The organism is Proteus hauseri (assembly GCF_004116975.1).
Lineage (GTDB): Bacteria > Pseudomonadota > Gammaproteobacteria > Enterobacterales > Enterobacteriaceae > Proteus > Proteus hauseri.
Window position 1 is genome coordinate 1,121,500 of sequence record NZ_CP026364.1, and the last position, 18,309, is coordinate 1,139,808.

16 protein-coding genes are annotated in these 18,309 nt (G+C 33.7%); 3 read left to right on the plus strand and 13 right to left on the minus strand.

Going from position 1 to position 18,309, the window contains the following annotated elements; all coding sequences use genetic code 11:
• Positions 1 to 119: 119 nt before the first annotated feature.
• The 3 genes from PH4a_RS05150 to yddG form a co-directional block, all read right to left on the minus strand.
• On the minus strand, positions 120 to 956 hold the full coding sequence (locus tag PH4a_RS05150) for a hypothetical protein (protein ID WP_129038268.1): 837 nt from the start codon (positions 954 to 956) through the stop codon (positions 120 to 122).
• A 128-nt stretch (positions 957 to 1,084) separates the two neighbouring features.
• Positions 1,085 to 2,359, minus strand: a complete 1,275-nt coding sequence (locus tag PH4a_RS05155) for a bifunctional O-acetylhomoserine aminocarboxypropyltransferase/cysteine synthase (RefSeq protein WP_129038270.1) — start codon at positions 2,357 to 2,359, stop codon at positions 1,085 to 1,087.
• A gap of 211 nt (positions 2,360 to 2,570) precedes the next feature.
• Positions 2,571 to 3,485 carry an aromatic amino acid DMT transporter YddG gene (gene yddG / locus PH4a_RS05160; RefSeq protein WP_129038272.1) on the minus strand — a complete coding sequence of 305 codons (915 nt, stop codon included), beginning with the start codon at positions 3,483 to 3,485 and terminating at the stop codon, positions 2,571 to 2,573.
• A 1,246-nt stretch (positions 3,486 to 4,731) separates the two neighbouring features.
• On the opposite strand from yddG, the gene PH4a_RS05170 reads away from it, so the two are divergent.
• Complete coding sequence (locus tag PH4a_RS05170; protein ID WP_129038274.1) at positions 4,732 to 5,034, plus strand: helix-turn-helix domain-containing protein; 303 nt, start codon at positions 4,732 to 4,734, stop codon at positions 5,032 to 5,034.
• Between the two features lie 144 nt (positions 5,035 to 5,178).
• On the opposite strand, the gene potD is transcribed toward PH4a_RS05170, so the two are convergent.
• The 6 genes from potD to cuyB all read right to left on the minus strand — a co-directional run bounded on the left by potD (position 5,179) and on the right by cuyB (position 11,938).
• Positions 5,179 to 6,222 carry a spermidine/putrescine ABC transporter substrate-binding protein PotD gene (gene potD, locus PH4a_RS05175; protein WP_129038276.1) on the minus strand — a complete coding sequence of 348 codons (1,044 nt, stop codon included), beginning with the start codon at positions 6,220 to 6,222 and terminating at the stop codon, positions 5,179 to 5,181.
• Between the two features lie 114 nt (positions 6,223 to 6,336).
• Positions 6,337 to 7,119 carry a spermidine/putrescine ABC transporter permease PotC gene (potC, locus tag PH4a_RS05180; protein WP_064721266.1) on the minus strand — a complete coding sequence of 261 codons (783 nt, stop codon included), beginning with the start codon at positions 7,117 to 7,119 and terminating at the stop codon, positions 6,337 to 6,339.
• Entirely contained in the window at positions 7,116 to 7,976 is an 861-nt protein-coding gene (gene potB / locus PH4a_RS05185; protein WP_064721267.1) for a spermidine/putrescine ABC transporter permease PotB, read from the minus strand. Before potB ends, potC begins: the two co-directional genes overlap by 4 nt.
• A complete protein-coding gene (gene potA / locus PH4a_RS05190) occupies positions 7,960 to 9,075 on the minus strand; it encodes a spermidine/putrescine ABC transporter ATP-binding protein PotA (RefSeq protein WP_129038278.1) in 1,116 nt (371 codons plus the stop codon). Before potA ends, potB begins: the two co-directional genes overlap by 17 nt.
• Positions 9,076 to 9,786: 711 nt before the next feature.
• Positions 9,787 to 11,088 carry an anaerobic C4-dicarboxylate transporter gene (locus PH4a_RS05195; RefSeq protein WP_129038280.1) on the minus strand — a complete coding sequence of 434 codons (1,302 nt, stop codon included), beginning with the start codon at positions 11,086 to 11,088 and terminating at the stop codon, positions 9,787 to 9,789.
• Positions 11,089 to 11,236: 148 nt separating this feature from the next.
• Positions 11,237 to 11,938, minus strand: a complete 702-nt coding sequence (cuyB, locus tag PH4a_RS05200) for a cysteate racemase (RefSeq protein WP_129038282.1) — start codon at positions 11,936 to 11,938, stop codon at positions 11,237 to 11,239.
• A 438-nt stretch (positions 11,939 to 12,376) separates the two neighbouring features.
• Between cuyB and hypT the strand changes: the two genes are divergently transcribed.
• Complete coding sequence (gene hypT, locus PH4a_RS05205) at positions 12,377 to 13,285, plus strand: hypochlorite stress DNA-binding transcriptional regulator HypT (protein ID WP_129041815.1); 909 nt, start codon at positions 12,377 to 12,379, stop codon at positions 13,283 to 13,285.
• 79 nt (positions 13,286 to 13,364) lie between these two features.
• On the opposite strand, the gene PH4a_RS05210 is transcribed toward hypT, so the two are convergent.
• Positions 13,365 to 14,660 (minus strand): S8 family peptidase, encoded by a 1,296-nt coding sequence (locus tag PH4a_RS05210; protein ID WP_129038285.1) that lies wholly within the window; start codon positions 14,658 to 14,660, stop codon positions 13,365 to 13,367.
• Between the two features lie 177 nt (positions 14,661 to 14,837).
• Positions 14,838 to 15,428 (minus strand): PF03691 family colicin E2 tolerance protein CbrC, encoded by a 591-nt coding sequence (gene cbrC / locus PH4a_RS05215; RefSeq protein WP_129038287.1) that lies wholly within the window; start codon positions 15,426 to 15,428, stop codon positions 14,838 to 14,840.
• A gap of 275 nt (positions 15,429 to 15,703) precedes the next feature.
• Between cbrC and dusA the strand changes: the two genes are divergently transcribed.
• On the plus strand, positions 15,704 to 16,738 hold the full coding sequence (gene dusA / locus PH4a_RS05220) for a tRNA dihydrouridine(20/20a) synthase DusA (RefSeq protein ID WP_129038289.1): 1,035 nt from the start codon (positions 15,704 to 15,706) through the stop codon (positions 16,736 to 16,738).
• A 53-nt stretch (positions 16,739 to 16,791) separates the two neighbouring features.
• Here dusA and PH4a_RS05225 read toward each other — a convergent pair whose 3' ends face one another.
• Together PH4a_RS05225 and PH4a_RS05230 are read right to left on the minus strand one after the other, a co-directional pair.
• Complete coding sequence (locus tag PH4a_RS05225) at positions 16,792 to 17,106, minus strand: hypothetical protein (RefSeq protein WP_064721274.1); 315 nt, start codon at positions 17,104 to 17,106, stop codon at positions 16,792 to 16,794.
• Positions 17,107 to 17,289: 183 nt separating this feature from the next.
• On the minus strand, positions 17,290 to 18,273 hold the full coding sequence (locus PH4a_RS05230) for a quinone oxidoreductase (RefSeq protein ID WP_064721275.1): 984 nt from the start codon (positions 18,271 to 18,273) through the stop codon (positions 17,290 to 17,292).
• Positions 18,274 to 18,309: the final 36 nt, after the last annotated feature.

An 18,309-nucleotide genomic window follows, 5' to 3' on the forward strand; every position in this document is an offset into this window, starting at 1 on the left:
ATATATAATTCATTATATTGTAGAGTATTTACTCTGTACTTTATTAGAAATACCTTCCAAGTTAAAACCAATGTCTTATATATTATCTCTCATCATCATAAATTTATTCTCATATTTATTTAAAGTCTTTTCAAGTGATCGAGAGTATCATAAATATTTTCAATTAAAGGGTCAGTAGAGTCTAGAGGTTGACTATAAATACTCTCACTGGAAGAATAAGCAGAGTCTTGAGATTCACTATAAACACTTTGATTTATTATTAAATTCTTTCTAATTTCTTTATTATTTTCATCTTTATTAGAAAAATTTATTTCTTCATATATAGGCTCTTCTTTGGCGTTTATTTCTTCATACACATGTTCTTTGGCAGATTCACTTTCACACGTATCAACAAATATATTTATAAGCGAGAGAGAATTACTCTCATTTATATTGTTTACTCTTTTAAAATCCTCTATAGTTTTAATAAGACAACCATTATAATATATTCTATGTTTATTCTCTTTTATATTATATGTTTCTTCATGTATATTTTCCTCCTGATCTCCCTCCAATTTATATTCTCCACTTTCTGGTATATCTGAAAAATTCTCACTTGAACATTTAACAATAACCTTATTTAAATTAGACTCATAATCTAAAATACCATATAAATCATTTTTAATTTCACAATATAAACTCTCATTTGATTTGTTATTTCCCACTACATTATTTAATCTCTCCCCTTCTTCTCTATATGGGGTTTTATTAGATACTCTCATATATATATTATTTTCATAATCAACTTTATCTCTAGAGTTTTCTGAACTAACATTTTTAAAAGAAACACTACTATTAAATAAACGAGTTATACCAGAACTAAGACTAGAAAAAAAATCAACAATATTATTGATTGATTTTAGCGCTCCTGTAGTAAATTGACTAGCGGTATCTCTAAGAAATGAAACAACACTCATAATATATCCTTATATTAAATAGATGAGCATTAAATTAAGTGTCAGATATTAATAAAACTACAAAGTTTAAATATAAAAAAACCTCCTTTAAATAAAGAAGGCTTAATTTGAATTATTTGAATGGCTAATTAAATACTGGCTTTTAATGCTTGCTCTAAATCTTCTAAAATATCGTCAATATGCTCAATACCAATAGATAAACGAATTAAATCTCGTGAAACACCTGCTCGTGCTAATTCTTCATCATTTAATTGGCGATGTGTCGTTGATGCAGGGTGACAAGCTAATGACTTAGCATCACCAATATTTACAAGACGTACAATTAATTGTAACGCGTCGATAAATCTAGCACCCGATTCAGCACCGCCTTTAATACCAAAAGAGAGAATACCTGCGGGCTTACCTGACATATAACGTACGGCTAAATGGTGCTCAGGATGATTGCTTAATCCGGCATATTTTACCCATGCCACTTGAGAATGACTTTGCAGATATTCTGCCACCTTTTGCGCATTTTCAGTATGTCTATCCATACGTAAAGCCAGCGTTTCTAAACCTTGTAAAATTAAAAAAGCATTAAAAGGTGATAATGCTGCACCTGTTCCACGCAAAGGTGCAACACGACATCTTGCTATATAAGCAGCTGCACCAAAATGCTCAACATAATTCACTCCATGATAAGAAACATCGGGTGTATTTAATATTTCAAAGCGATTTTTATGTTCTGCCCATGGGAATTTACCAGAATCCACAACAATGCCGCCAATGGAATTACCATGACCACCTATATATTTGGTTAACGAATGAATAATAATATCCGCACCATGTTCAAAAGGACGGCATAAATAAGGTGTTGCAACCGTATTATCAACAATTAAAGGCACACCATGACGATGAGCAGCATCTGCTAATGCTTTAATATCAACAATATTTCCACTAGGGTTTGTTATTGTTTCGCAAAATACCGCTTTGGTATTTTCATCAATTAGCGCTTCAAGTGCAGCAATATCGTCATGAGGAGCAAAACGCGCTTCAATACCAATTCGTGGAAATGTATGTGCCATTAAATTATAGGTACCGCCATAAAGCTTCGCGACAGAAACAATATTGTCACCGACTTGGGCGATAGTTTGAATTGCGTAAGTAATTGCCGCCATACCTGACGCCACGGCAACAGATGCTATTCCCCCTTCTAACGCCGCAACCCTTTTTTCTAATACGTCATTGGTTGGGTTCATTATGCGGGTATAAATATTTCCAGGTACTTTTAAATCAAATAGATCAGCACCATGTTGCGTATCATCAAACGCATAAGAAGTCGTTTGATAAATAGGTACAGCAACAGCTTTTGTGGTTGGATCAGGTGAATAACCGGCGTGAATAGAAAGTGTCTCAAGTTTCATAGCAATCCCTTTTTGTTGCATTTGTTCTTATCGTATTACTTAGATACTAAATCGAAGTAGGATCTTTTAGTTTATAACTAATATAGATAAGCTGATATTTCACCTATCGCATAGTGAAATAATTTCAACTTCGATTAATTAACTGAAAGACGAATAAAATTCACTTCTCAATAAATACACAATTTGGTTTATATTGAAGCTAATTTTCGTGCTATTTAGCCATTTTAGGTGATTTAATCGTTTTTTGACGAGTAGCTAACCAGCAAATTAAAGAGCCCGCTGTCACCATCATCACACCTTGCCAAAAAGAAAAAGAGAGTGCGGTTGATAATAATAAAGATGAGAATGCCGTCGAAATTACAGGGGTAAAATAAGAAAGAGTCGCCAATAGTGTGACATTACCTTTTATCATTCCCATCGTCCAAGCTGCATTAGCCAGACCGATAGCGGCCCCCGTAATTAGCAATAATGAAATGCTTTTACTATTTATCACCCATTCAACGGGCGATGAAAAGATGTATTGCCCCCACAAGGCTAATGAAGTCAATAAGAAGAAAGGAACAATGCCATTATACCCGCCAGAAATAAGACGAGTTAAATTGCTATAAAACGCCCATAAAATAGCGCCAGAAAACGCCAAAATATAACTCAGTGGATTCGAACAAATGTTTTTCCATAATCCATCTATAGTTAATGGATTATCGCCACTCACAACCCAAATCAAACCACTAAATGAACATAATAATCCGATAACCAACAAAATAGAAAAACGCTGCTTATTGAGTATAACCGCCAGCGCCAGTGTGAAACTTGGCCATAAATAGTTGACCATACCCAGTTCTATTGCTTGCGTTCGATTTGATGCAAATCCAAGCGCCAATGATAAACAGACTTCATAGGTGACAAATAATAAGCCCCCCCAGAAAAGATATTTTTTAGGATAAAGCGATAACTTAGGCCAACCAAATAATAAAATAAGGAAAAGCGTTCCTGTTGAGTAAATTAATGCGGCACCACCCACAGCACCAAAATACTCACTGATATTACGAATCAATCCAACAATCGTGCTCCAAAGTAAAATAGCAACAATGCCATACAACGTGCCTTTTGATGAGCTAGAAATCATTTTGTGCCTTCACATGTTAGATTTTGTCATTAGGGTCGATATTAAAACAGAATCCAATTAATTGCTTTAATTACTAGCATACAAAAATTCAAAGAGCCTTCGGACAATGAAACATTTTGTTACAATTAATCGTAAAGATAAAAAACACCATTTTACTCTCGCTGGTTGTAAAAAATGGAGTATCAATTAAAAATAAAAAAATTATCGTTTTTAATTTCAATCAAAAATGAATAAATATTATTTCTATTTTTTCAATGAAAAATAAATTCATATTTTTTATTTTTATAAAAAATCTTTCTATTCTATATTTCCTTACTCAAAAAATATAAATTTTTGTGATAATTTATAAATAATTTCACTTTGAAATATGTTCTATGAAACATTACTTTATCAGTAAATACATCACATCTATTTAAGATGTTCCTTATTAGACCAAGTTAAATAAAAACAGATAAAAATAAAAGCAATAAATATCAATGAGATAATAAAACACACAAAAACACATTAGATAAAATTATGAATTATCTTGTTTTTTAAGTTAAAAAATACCGATAATTATCAATTGATCAATAGGTTTTAACTATAAAAAATCACAAAAATGATCGTTTAAAACGATTTCTCTAATTTATTTAACACATTTATAATTCATGAAAATTTGACTTAAGTTAAACCGGCAAAGTCATTATTATTTTTTAAATAACATCATATTTATGGGATAACCTATTAGCATTTGAAATACAAATTATAATATTTAGGTTATTTAGATAAACTCTCTTATTAAAACAAATTAGAGTGAGCAATAAAAAATTTCCAATATTTATAGTGACTCATTTATAATTGATTTATTACTTTTGATTGATATTTTAATGCTAAGGATGGCATATCTTTTTATCAAAAAAATAGCCATATAATTTATTATTCCGTTATTTTAAATTATTATAAAAAAGGCACTTATATTGTTAACCATCCCTTTGTTTATAAAAACAGCTTATTTATATAGTGTTAAATTATTTTCTTTATATATTTTTTATCACTATAACATAAAAAAAATAAATCTTACTTCTACTTTCATTGAACAATTGAAACAATCTTTAATTCATCGCATAAACTCTAATAACGAAAACTATATATTAAATCTGCCAACACATTATATCACGACTGGAGCATTAAAACCTGATAAAACAAACAGGTTAGCCAGTCTGACTTTTTCTTATCAATAATGATTTGAATTTTTAAGGCTGATTAAATGATTGATAACAGCAAAACCATTAATTTTCGTATAGGACAACGAATACGCCATTTACGAAAAAAATTAAAATACTCAGGAACATTATTTGCTCAAGAGTTAGGAATAAGTCAACAACAACTTTCTCGCTATGAACGAGGGACAAATAGGATCAGCATTGAACTTATTTATCTAATTTCTGAAAAATTTGATGTTCATATTAGCTATTTTTTACAAAGTAATTATTTAATTAATATTGAACAACAACATAAAACTCAAGAAAAGAATAATAGACTTGTTGCTGAATGCTGTATAAAAAAATAATATAAATTATACTTATTTTTTTATTATACTTTACTAATTCTGCCTTTCTAATTTATTTTTACTATGATTTTTAATGGAAATTTCTCTCTCATTTTGACATAAAAAAAGCCACCTAAAGGTGGCTTTTTAGCAATAAAAACGCAATTAACGCCCTGCTTTTAATTTTTGGTAATAGCTTTCGTATAATATTGTGGCATCACCCACATCATTTTGCCATTCACCTTTATTAATAATCTCTTCACTTGGATAAAGTGAGCTATCTTCAGTAATAACATTTGGCAGCAATTTTTGAGCCGCTAAATTAGGTGTTGGATAACCAATATTTTCAGCGACTTTTGCCGCAATCTCAGGACGTAATAAGAAATCGATAAGCTTATGAGCGCCTTCAATATTCTTTGCATTAGCAGGGATCGCTAAGCTATCCATCCAAAAAATCCCACCTTCTTTTGGCCACACCATATCAATAGGCGCACCCGCATCTCGTGCAATAAAGGCAGAACCATTCCAAATCATCCCTAAATTAACTTCCCCTTGCATATAAGGGTTAGCAGGGTTATCAGAATTGAAAGCTAATACGTTTGGCATTAACTTTTGTAGCTCTTTATAAGCTTCTTCAATCTGTTTCGGATCAGTAGTATTACCTGAATATCCCAGCTTTAATAATGCGATTTGGAAAACTTCGCGGGCATCATCCGTCAGCAGTAAGCTATCTTTATATTCAGGTTTCCATAAATCAGCCCATGAAGTCACGCTGCTCGCATCAATTTCATCGCCATTAATCCCGATGGCTGTAGCACCCCAAATATAAGGAATGGAGTAGTCATTTTCAGGATCAAAAGATTTATGTAATAAACTTGGATCAAGGTTATCAAAATTAGTTAATTTTGATTTATCAATCTTTTGTAACATCCCTTCATGACTCATTTTAGAAATAAAATAAGTTGAAGGAACGACCAAATCATAAGCCCCATCTTTATAGGTTTTTAGTTTGGTATACATGCTTTCATTGGATTCATAGGTTGAATAGATAACCTTAATCCCAGTTTCTTTCGTAAACTGTTCAAGTAAACCAGGCGGCACATACTCCGTCCAATTGTAGAAATATAATGTTTTACTATCATCAGCCGATGCTGTACCGATGCTCAATGCCATTACGCTGGCAGCAAGCACAGAGGACCACTTTTTCATTTATGTTTCCTTCAGTGGTTGATGCGTTAATATCAAATAGGCAGTCAGCCTACCTCCAACAGATTGGTCCTATAGACCCCAAAAAGTACGAAAAATCGTACTAATACGTGTAAATTACGCCGTTTTTCCTGTTCTATCTCTTAAGATCAACTGGCTAATTAATACTAATACTAATGATAGACCTAAAAGGATCGTTGCTAACGCATTAACCTCTGGTGATACGCCAACTTTTACCATTGAGTAAATTTTTAATGGCAATATTTCGTAACTAGGGCCAGTTACAAAAGAGGAAACCACAACGTCATCCATCGATAATGTAAAACTTAATAACCAACCTGAAGCTATTGCAGGCATCGCAAGAGGCATAATGATTTTACGTAAAATAGTAAATTCACCTGCACCTAAATCTTTAGCCGCTTCTAACATTTTTACATCAAAACCACTGAGTCGTGAATAAACCGTTACCACAACAAAGGGTAAACAAAATGTAATATGTGAAAATAACAGCGACCAAAAACCTAATGAAACACCCAATATCATAAACAATACGAGAAGCGAAATTGCCATCACGATATCTGGAGACATCATCACAACAAACAGCATACCACCAACAAATTTTTTACCACGAAAACGATAGCGATATAGCGCAACAGCCGCTAAAGAACCAATTAATGTGGCAAAAGTGGCTGATGTTACAGCCATTGTTAATGAGTGCCCTGCAGCTTGAAGCAGGCTATCATTATTAAATAAAATGGTATACCAATCTGTGGTAAAACCTTTCCAGTTAATCCCGAAGCGTGATGAGTTAAATGAATTAACTATCAGAATGATAATCGGGATATAAAGATACGCGTAAATAATGGACATAAATCCACCACGCAATAACCGTCCTATCATTCTATTTCCACCTTCTTATGCAGTAGCTTCACAGCGCGATAATAAACAAATAGCATTAACCCCATTACCAGAGTTAAACAAATACTGGTCGCTGCACCAAATGGCCAGTCTCGAATATTTAAGAATTGGCTTTTTATTACGTTGCCAATTAATAAGTTCTTCGCCCCTCCCATTAAATCCGCAACAAAGAATAGTCCCATTGCTGGCAACATCACTAATAAACAACCCGCAATAATACCAGGCATTGTGAGTGGAATAATAATGCGGATAAAAGTCTGCAATTTATTCGCACCTAAATCACGCGCTGCTTCTAAACAAGGTTTATCAAGCTTTTCAATGCTGGAGTAGAGTGGCAATACCATAAAAGGTAATAAGATATAGACCAATCCCAATACAACGGCTTCAGGGGTATAAATAATTCTTAATGGTTTATCAATCAGCCCAATCCACAATAAAAATTCGTTAAAATAGCCTTTAGTGCTTAGGAAAATCTTTAATCCATAGATACGAATTAATGAGTTAGTCCAAAATGGTACAATCAATAAAAACAGCATTAACGGTTGTAATTTTTTAGGCATTTTTGCAAGAAAAAAAGCAAAAGGATAACCTAACAATAAACACGCTAATGTCGCCACTAACGCCATATTGATAGAGTGCAGCAGAACTTCTGCGTACATGGGATCAAATAAGCGATAGTAGTTATCGAGTGTAAATACCATTTCAACCAAGTTAGCATCATTACGGGTTAAAAAACTGGTCGCAATGATCATGATATTCGGCAAGAAGACGAACACCATCAACCAACCCACAACACCCGTAATAACGATGTTTTGAAATAGTTTACGTGTTTTCTTCATCAGCCAGCACGACCTCCCAGCTTTCAACCCAAGTGACTGCAATTTTTTGATCTAACGAATGATCTACATCAGGATCATCTTCATTAAAGAATTCACTGACCATCACCATTTTGCCATTTTCCATTTCAACAACAGAGTCCAGCGTCATCCCTTTATAGTTACGCTCACGTACATAACCAATAAGTCCAGGGAGGTTCTCCAGATCATGAATTTCTTCTACACGAAGATCTTCTGGCCTTAGTAATACTTTAAGTTGCTGATTAGGTTTCACAGGCAATGTCGTGTAAATATCACACTCATGCCCTTCGACATCTGCTCGAATACGTGCTTTATCAATACGATGTAAAACACGAGCATCAAAGATGTTTATTTCACCAATAAACTGCGCAACAAACAGGTTGGTTGGCTCTTCATAAATTTCACGAGGTGTGCCATCTTGCTCAATTCGCCCTTCACGCATAACCACGATGCGATCTGACATTGTCAGCGCTTCTTCTTGATCATGAGTAACAAAAATAAAGGTTATTCCTAATTTTCGTTGTAAGGCTTTTAGTTCATTTTGCATCTGTTTACGTAATTTGTAATCCAGCGCAGATAATGATTCATCAAGTAATAAGACTTTTGGTTTATTCACAACAGCACGAGCAATTGCAACACGTTGTTGTTGTCCACCTGAAAGATGTGCAGGACGACGTTGGGCGAAATCTTCAAGTTGCACCATACGCAATGCTTCTTCAACACGGTGATTGATTTCGTCAGCAGGTCTTTTCTGCATACGTAAACCAAACGCCACATTTTCAAACACAGTCATATGTGGAAAAAGTGCATAACTTTGAAATACAGTATTTACAAAACGTTGTTCAGCAGGGAGATGAGTAATATCCTGCCCATCGAGGATGATTTGACCATCATCAACGTCTTCCAAGCCTGCGATTAAGCGTAAAACCGTCGTCTTACCACAACCTGAAGGGCCAAGTATTGTTAAAAACTCGCCATGGTTGATAGTGAGATCGAGGCGGGAAATGATTTGTTTTCCGTCGAAACCTTTACTTAAGGATTTTAATTCGACAAGTGGTATCAGAGATGTTTTCTCAGTCATTTAAGGTAATACTCTATCCCGAAGAATAATGCAGATAGAACCGCCGCCGGAAAAGACTGTGTGAGCTGCCGGAGCATTATGCTCCACAGAAGCCCAAAACCAGCAACGCCGTATGTATAATAGTACAAGGGGCAAATGATAAACGCAGCGACGTCAAATTGAAAGCAAAAAGGCACTTTAGATATGAAAAACTATTCATATTTAAGCATTTCCTCATAAATCATCTTTTTATATTTATAAGAAGAAAATACAATAAAATCAGAAAGCTAATATTTATTATATATTAAACAAATTCACTCATTTTTATGATTAATTAATTTTTGCCATCTAAACAACATAATAATAGCGTATTTAAACCAAAATCTAGCTGATTAACTTAATTAGTTCACTATGATAGCAATAAAAATAACAAACTATTTAAAGGGCTATTAGGTTGTTTTTCCTATTATTAATTCCTATTGCATTTTTATTATTTTGATTAATATTTATTCTTAAAAAGGAAATCCCTGATCACAAATCCATTATGATCAGGGGTAATAAAAGATATGACACGCTCCGCTACTCTGACAAAGCATTTTATTTGTATTTTTCAAGAAGCACGGTTCTTATTTGTGCTTAAAAAGCGGTTTTCTTGATAACACTTTCTTTCTCAATAAAGATTATTTGCTTATTAATATTGTCATTAACGACTTGAATTATTACCCGCCCCTTTTAAACAATCATTGGTGCAACGATAAAGCCAAAAAGTACACCAGCAATAATTCCGCCTAGGCCTGGTAGCATAAATGGGTGATTTAATATGTATTTTCCTACTCGCGTTGATCCTGTTGAGTCAAATTCAATCGCAGCAAGTGATGTAGGATAGGTCGGTAATACAAATACACCAGTAACTGCAACATAAGAAGCCAAAATAGCCCATGTTGGTACATCTAAAGCTATCGCCAGTGGAATAATTAACGGGGTTGTTGCGCCTTGTGAATATAACAACGCACAGGTAAAGAAAAGCACGGCAGCAAGTAAAATAGGATAAGCCGTTAAAATATCTCCTGCGACAGCTTTTATTTCTTCAATATGAAAATCAACAAAAGTAGTACCTAATGTCACGATCCCTAAAATAACTGCTAACGAACTCATACCAGAGCGAAATGTTGGTGTCATGACAATGGCATCAGGAGAAGTTTTACAAAAAACTACCATCAGACAAGCTGCACTTAACATACAAATCACGATGATGTCACGTGTTCCCATTGTTTTTCCCAAATCAAAACCTGGACGTAATTCTGGGAAAGCCGCAAGGGCTACGACTGCAATTGTAGATAATAGGAATAATACGACAGAAAATTTAGCCCAAGCGGTATCATTACCTTTTTTCTCTTCGTACTTTTTAACTAAACCCGCTTTTAGACGCTCAATATAAACTTCATCATCTTTTAATTCACACCCTTGGCGAGACGCAATAAACGCAGCGACCATTGCGGCAACAAATGATGCAGGTAAACAAACCGCCATTACAGTGATAAACGACACACCATTCACTTCCATGATCGTTAACATAGCAGCCATTGCAGCACTAATGGGTGATCCTGAAATAGCAACTTGTGAAGCAACCACAGAGCCAGCGAGGGTACGTGAAGGACGAACACCTGAGTCTTTAGCAATTTCAGCAATAACCGGTAAGGTTGAGAAAACAATAAACCCTGTTCCTGCTAAAATGGTCATTGTCCAAGTAATCATTGGCGCAATAATATTTATATATTTAGGATTCTTGCGCATAAATTTGCCCGCAAGACGTACTAAATAATCCATCCCGCCCGCTGCTTGTAATGCAGATGCAGCAACAACAACGGTCATAATAATTAAAATGACATCAACAGGAGGAGAGCCTATTGGTAACCCTAATCCAATAGTTAATATAACTAATCCTAATCCGCCACATAAACCAATACCAATTCCTCCCATTCTAATACCGAAGAATATGGCACCTAATACCACGAGGATTTCTAACCAAATCATAATTGGCTCCAGTAGATATTTAAATTAATAATTCTATTTATGAGAGATATATTGTTTGAATTTAATTATTGTAATTACACTTATTTATTTTCATTAATTACTTTATGGCTTCATTATTAAAAAATTATCAAAATTTTTTACCATAAATTTAATTTCGCTGTCTTTTTTGATACCAATTAATACCCGCGTGAACTAATGCACTGGTTGAGTCAATATATTTATCTTTATATTTATCAATCTCTTTATTCAAAATAACAGGTACTTCTGTACAACCAAGAACAATAATTTCGGCACCTTGTTTAAAAAGCTGCCCTGCTATTTCTTTCATTAAATTCTCAGCCTTTTCTATTTCCCCCGATTTTAATAAGTAAATACTTTCCATTACTTTTTGTTGTTCTTCTTTATTGGGTGTTAAGCAATTCAAACCTAGTTCTTCTATTTTTTGTTGATACAACCCCATATAAACCGTTGCATTAGTTGCAAGTAATCCAATATTTTTTTTCTTTGAATTAACGACCACCTGCATTGTGGAATCAATAATGCTAAGCAGCTCAACATGGCAACTCTCTTTTAATTGAGAAAACCAGTAATGAGCCGTATTACAAGGAATAACAATGCATTCTGCACCTGCGCTTTCTAATAACTGTAGATAGTTTTGCATTAATGGTAATGGGGAGTTTCCATCATGCATTAATGCTTGCGTACGATCAGGGATATTAGGAATTGAAGAAATAATAAGTGGAATATGCTCTTGATCACAATTAGCTTTAGTAAAAGCAATAAACTTATTAAATAAATCAGCAGTCGCCGCAGGCCCCATTCCACCAAGAACACCAATTAAACCTTTCATAGAAAACTCTCTTTAGTGATAGCCATTTGATAAAAATCATTAATCATTTTCTAAAAAATAAAATAACAAAAATTGATTACTAATAACTTCTATAAAAATAAGATGATTAATATCTAAGCTTGTTTTTAGCTAAAAGAGAAATGCAAGTAAGTATGGGATTATGCAGATCCCGCATTAAGATTTAAATTACACTTGCTATCTTTAATATATATTTATCAATTAAATTAACAAGATAAATAACATTACAACCAGATAAGCCTAGTGTTGATATTTAATTTTATTATGTCGTAATAACTAAAGTGAAGGTGCAATGCATAATTCGAATTGGAATAAAACATAATAAGATAAATTTAATAACTAATATTTAACCATAAATATAAGAATTAAACGTGAATAATGAACATTACATAAAGAATAAATAAAGGGGAAAACATTATGATGAAGAATATAGAAACTAAATGGCTTTATGATTTTCTAACGCTAGAAGCTTGTCGTCATTTTTCACATGCAGCAGAGCAACGTAATATTTCGCAACCTGCGTTTAGTCGACGAATTCAAGCATTAGAATCCGCCATTGGTGTGCCATTATTTGATAGAACAACGCTACCTTTACAACTCACAGAAGAAGGTAAACTTTTTCATTCACAAACGCGAAGTCTTTTACAACAGCTAGAATGTAATTTAAACGAATTATCTGGCTACAACATTTTGAGTATTCCTAATATTAATATTGCCGCAGCACATTCTTTATCATTAACTTTACTTCCTAAGCTTATTCACTCACTTTCACAATTTAGTGAAGAGTTTGTTTATCATGTAGAAGCCATCGATGTTGTGCAGGTCGTAAACGCCTTACGAGAAGGTCGAAGTGATTTTATTATCTCCTTTTATGATGAAGATTTAATGCAGCCTCCTTTTTGTTGTTTAAAAATATTTGAATCTGAAATGTATCCAGTATGTGCAGCAACAGCAGATGGTAAACCAATGTATGATATTTATCAGCCTCAAGTTCCTTTATTAAATTACACCGATGCCTCTTATATGGGCCGTTTGGTAAATAAACGGCTACGCGAAGTTGGTGAAATTACTACTCGTACACTTTTTATGTCTTCTATGAGTGAATTATTAAAAAATATGACATTAGATGGACATGGTATTGCTTGGTTACCTATTTACTCAATTGAACATGAGTTAAAAGAAAAAAAACTCGTTCTCCTTAATACTCCTGAATTAACAATTCCAATAGAAGCATATATTTATCGAATGGATACTCGACTCAATAAAACAGCAGAAAATTTTTGGCAGATATTAAAGAAAAGCCTTCCTAACCACTTAGTTAAAAAATGATTTTCAATTATTAAAAATAAAAGACCACCTTTAATTTTAGTGGTCTTTTTTCTTATTTATAAAGCTCATTCTTTTATTGTTATTTTAATTTTATAATTCTTTTTAAGTATAAAATAGCATTATTAACATTAGGCAAAGGCCCTATATTATCTTTTAATAGAGGGAAGGTTCCTGTTTTAATTAATAAATTGCGCATTTGTATTGGGCTTAAAACATTTTGTGTTTTGTTTTTATACCATGACTGAATAATCGCAGCAGCACCCGCAACTAATGCACTGGCTGACGATGTTCCACTAAAATTAGCTGTATATGTATGGTTTTCATCGCTATGAAATAAATCTCCATAACCTGCTGTTGTCACTTCTTCCCCCCATGCTTGCACATGTATGGGGGATCCATAAGTTGAGAAAGGTAATCTATTTAATGTGTAGGGAGAACCCGCGCCTACACGTATTGAGCAATTATCGTTACGTTTTCGATAATTGACATAAGCGGGTAAATCAAGATTAACACCTCCATTTCCTGCAGCCATAATAACAATAATCCCCGCATCAGTTAATGCTCTAGTGGCCTCCCAAATATGCATCTCATAATCAGCTGGTACAAAAGCTTGTTGTTCACAAACTGTTTGCATTTCATACAGAACAATATCACCTTCATTTAATATTCTTTTACTTGCAATAATGGCGTCAATTCGCCCACAAGTAAGTTCTGATATGGCATAAAACATATCTAATTTATGAGCTAATCCCGTGATCCCTTTTCCATCCTTTTTCCCCATAATGAGTCCAGCAACAGCGGTGCCATGATCAGCTTGATTTGTTTTTTCATTAAAAGGCAGTAAAGGCGTGATATTATTTGTCGCTAAGTCATGATGAGAAAGATTAAAATCCCATTCAATATCCGCAATTTGAATGCCTTGTCCATAAGCTTTTTGCTGCCATGCTTCTTCTATTCCTAATCCTTTTATTTCATAACTACTTAATACTTTATTAGGTGTTTTTAAGTAGTGTTGATGCTGAATAAAATCTGGTGTAAAACTTGGCGGCTCCACCGGTTGAATAGGAATAATTTGTGTATATTCAATATCAGGATGTTGTTTTAATATATCATTCATTTTATCTAACGAATATTCACTATCGTAAGGAGGAAAAATATAATAGTAATTATTTAACTCATTAAAATTAATCGCGATTGATACTGTATTTACTCTTGGTGGTATTTGTGACATAGCGGGAACAACAGGTATTAATAATATCTTAGATAAAAAATCGCAATACTTATTACAACAATCATATAATGAAAACATTTTATTATCATAATCAGATTTATTTATATTCTTTGTTTTTATCAGGATTTTTCTTTGAATATTCATACTCAATGCTCCTTTATTATTTTTTTGCTTTTATAGCGTAAATAATTGAACATTGACTATTTTCATTTTTGATAGGAACAATATAAAATTAAGACTTAACTTTATTATTACAATCTCGCCAGGCTGATTAAAGATAAATTATTCTAACGAGATTGTATAATAAATAAAAATAAGTAATTAGCTAAAATCAATATGTAAACGTAATTTATTGCAACAACAACATTTAAATAAATACCCCTGACATGCACCGTCACTCCATAAACGATCAGGCAAATCAGACAATTCAAAGCCAATATCATTAATATCTTGTTCTAAGCAAACAAACTGTTCTAATTTATTAGCAATATCTTTCCATTCAACATAACCAATAAAAGCACAAGGCTCGCCACAATGTATTAACCAATGTTCTTGCTGCCAACCATGATAACCTGGTGTTCGCTTTGTTAATTCATCAAGTGCATCTTGAGATATTGGGGACAAGGTAGAGCCACAATATTCGCCGTCATCATCATATAATATTTCTCCGCCTTCAATACTTGCACTATCTTGAAATTCACCATCAAATGTTTTACTCGCTGAGCCATCAGCAATACACCAAGGGCAAAGTACATCAACATCTTCTACTGAGTAAAAAGGACTCGCATAATAAATATCTGTTTCTTTACCACAGCTATCGCAAATAACCGTGTTACCTGTTAGAAATGCTTCTGTTTTTAATGGTTCAGGATGATACTTAAAATAAGGCAAACTTCTTTTTTTTGATGTCATTATCGTTTCCTTTTTGCTGTTGATTGTTTAGTTTCTATTTTATAAAAAAGTAATTTTTATTTAGAAAAACAATATAAAGCATATTGAGATAAATTTATCTTTATATTGTACAGTTCAATAACTAAGAGAAGAGATTGTTTTACAACTTGCTTGTGCTCTCTAATATAAGAGAACTCATACACACGCTATTCTCTATGCTATAATGCGCGCTTATTTTATGCCCTTATCTTAAAATAGGGTTACACTAGCGCCTAAATAGACGAAAGAATCACAGCATGTCCGAAACGAATTTATTAAATAAAACAACAAAAAATCATGATGTTAATAGCAATTTAAAAACGTATAATTTAAACCGTTTTTCTGTTGCACCGATGCTTGATTGGACTGATCGCCATTGTCGTTATTTCTTTCGTCAATTAAGTAAAAATACGCTGCTTTATACCGAGATGGTAACAACAGGAGCCATTATTCATGGTAAAGGCGATTACCTAAAATACAGTGAAGAAGAGCATCCCGTTTCTTTGCAATTAGGGGGAAGTGATCCACAAGCTTTAGCTCAATGTGCAAAATTGGCACAAGAGCGTGGTTATGATGAAATTAACTTAAATGTGGGCTGCCCTTCTGATCGCGTACAAAATGGACGTTTTGGTGCTTGCTTAATGGGAGAAGCACAACTCGTTGCCGATTGCGTAAAAGCAATGCGTGACGTAGTAGATATCCCCGTTACGGTTAAAACACGTATTGGTATTGATGAATTAGATAGTTACGCATTTTTGTGTGATTTTATTGAAAAAGTAAGTGCAAATAATAATTGTGATACTTTTATTATTCACGCTCGTAAAGCATGGTTATCTGGCTTAAGCCCGAAAGAAAATCGAGAAGTACCGCCACTGGATTACCCACGTGTCTATCAATTAAAACGCGATTTTCCACATCTAACAATGGCAATCAATGGTGGTATTAAGTCATTAGAAGAAGCAAAAGAACATTTAAAACATATGGATGGCGTAATGGTAGGTCGTGAAGCCTATCAAAATCCATCAATATTAGCGCATGTGGATCATGAATTATTTGATAACCAATTAGCTATTGCTGACTCTGTTAGTGCTGTAAGAGCTATGTATCCTTATATTGAAAAAGAACTCTTACAAGGTACTTATCTTGGTCATGTTACTCGCCATATGTTAGGAATTTTTCAAGGAATTCCAGGCGCAAGACAATGGCGTCGTCATTTAAGCGAAAATGCACATAAACAAGGTGCTGATTTGTCTGTTTTAGAGAATGCACTAAAATTTGTGACTGAAAAATAAGCCACAAAATAAAACCAGCCTATCAAGGCTGGTTTTATTTATTTTCATATCAATTAAAGTAAAGAAAAAAAACGATTATAGTTTGCAACTAAATAAGCGATTTGGAATTCAAATGCTTCTTTAACTTCACATTTTCCTTCTTCACTACCTTCTTTTTTCTTAATATCAAAGAATGCGTTTTGCATTAATTGAACTGATACGTCCATAGATTTTTGAAATGCAGATAAATTATTATTCTCACCAAAACGCATAAATAACGCTTCAATTTTTTCATCAGCAACATCACGAATAAATTGTAACTCAACATTACTTACACGATTATCTTCATATATAAAATCAATAAAGTCTTTTAATTCATCCTTTTGCATAAATACTCCATACTTAATTAATGAAACCCGATAGAAATATAAATTAAAAGAGAGAAAAATAAATCTAAAATAAAAATAATGGTTATTTCTTGATAATAAAATAAGAAAAATAAATTATCTGGATTAATTAAAGATTAAAATTTACCTAATCTATTTAGGCAAATTTTAATCTTGAAATAATAATTAAGGAATAAGTAAACTTGAACCTTGAGATTGACGACTCTCAAGGTAATAATGCGCTTCTTTAGCATCTGCTAAAGCAAATTTTTGATTTTCTGGCACACTCACATCAATTTTACCACTACCAATCAAATCAAATAGTGCAGCACTAGCCTGATCTAACTCTTCACGAGTCGTGATATAACCTGAAATCGATGGGCGAGTTACGTATAACGAACCATGTTTATTTAAAATACCCAAATCAACCCCCGTTACTGCACCGGATGCATTACCAAAGCTCACCATTAAACCACGGCGCTGTAAGCAATTTAATGAATCTAACCACGTGGCTTTACCAACAGAGTCATAAACTACAGGCACTTTCTGATTATTGGTCAGCGCTAATACACGTTCTACAATAGATTCAGTTTGGTAATTAATCACCTCCCATGCACCCGCTGCTTTTGCTGTTGCTACCTTTTTATCACTACCCGCGGTACCTATCATTTTGGCACCTATCGCTTTTGCCCATTGGCTAGCGATTAATCCAACACCACCCGCTGCCGCATGAAATAAGAAGGTTTCTCCTGCCTGCAATTTATGCGTTTGATTGAAGAGATAATAGACCGTGAGCCCTTTTAAGAAAGAGGCTGCGGCTTGCTCAAAAGAGATATTATCAGGCAGGCGAGCAACTTTATTTTCTGGTACATTATGCGTATCGCTATATGCCCCTAGTGGAGATTGCGCATATACAACTCTATCCCCTTCTTTTAGTGAAGTGACGTTAGCGCCCGTTTTTATAACAATGCCTGCTGCCTCAGTTCCTAATCCACTTGGGAATTGATTCACTGGATATAACCCGCTACGCACATAAGTATCAATGTAATTAATGCCAATTGCTTTATTGGCGACTTGTACTTCATTATCGCCAAGAGGTGCTGGGGTAAATGTTGCTAGCTCAAGAACATCTGCACTACCATGAGCTGCAAATTGGATGCGTTTAGCCATTGTGATCTCCATCATTTTTCTAGGGTAAAATAAGCG

Bases quoted from the DNA above. Each gene is read 5' to 3' on its own strand.
- PH4a_RS05230 (WP_064721275.1), bottom strand. From the start codon at position 18,273: ATGGCTAAACGCATCCAATTTGCAGCTCATGGTAGTGCAGATGTTCTT.
- cuyB (WP_129038282.1), bottom strand. From the start codon at position 11,938: ATGAAAGGTTTAATTGGTGTTCTTGGTGGAATGGGGCCTGCGGCGACT.
- PH4a_RS05170 (WP_129038274.1), top strand. From the start codon at position 4,732: ATGATTGATAACAGCAAAACCATTAATTTTCGTATAGGACAACGAATA.
- hypT (WP_129041815.1), top strand. From the start codon at position 12,377: ATGAAGAATATAGAAACTAAATGGCTTTATGATTTTCTAACGCTAGAA.
- potB (WP_064721267.1), bottom strand. From the start codon at position 7,976: ATGAAGAAAACACGTAAACTATTTCAAAACATCGTTATTACGGGTGTT.
- PH4a_RS05195 (WP_129038280.1), bottom strand. From the start codon at position 11,088: ATGATTTGGTTAGAAATCCTCGTGGTATTAGGTGCCATATTCTTCGGT.
- yddG (WP_129038272.1), bottom strand. From the start codon at position 3,485: ATGATTTCTAGCTCATCAAAAGGCACGTTGTATGGCATTGTTGCTATT.
- PH4a_RS05210 (WP_129038285.1), bottom strand. From the start codon at position 14,660: ATGAATATTCAAAGAAAAATCCTGATAAAAACAAAGAATATAAATAAA.
- PH4a_RS05225 (WP_064721274.1), bottom strand. From the start codon at position 17,106: ATGCAAAAGGATGAATTAAAAGACTTTATTGATTTTATATATGAAGAT.
- potC (WP_064721266.1), bottom strand. From the start codon at position 7,119: ATGATAGGACGGTTATTGCGTGGTGGATTTATGTCCATTATTTACGCG.
- potD (WP_129038276.1), bottom strand. From the start codon at position 6,222: ATGAAAAAGTGGTCCTCTGTGCTTGCTGCCAGCGTAATGGCATTGAGC.
- dusA (WP_129038289.1), top strand. From the start codon at position 15,704: ATGTCCGAAACGAATTTATTAAATAAAACAACAAAAAATCATGATGTT.
- potA (WP_129038278.1), bottom strand. From the start codon at position 9,075: ATGACTGAGAAAACATCTCTGATACCACTTGTCGAATTAAAATCCTTA.
- PH4a_RS05155 (WP_129038270.1), bottom strand. From the start codon at position 2,359: ATGAAACTTGAGACACTTTCTATTCACGCCGGTTATTCACCTGATCCA.
- PH4a_RS05150 (WP_129038268.1), bottom strand. From the start codon at position 956: ATGAGTGTTGTTTCATTTCTTAGAGATACCGCTAGTCAATTTACTACA.
- cbrC (WP_129038287.1), bottom strand. From the start codon at position 15,428: ATGACATCAAAAAAAAGAAGTTTGCCTTATTTTAAGTATCATCCTGAA.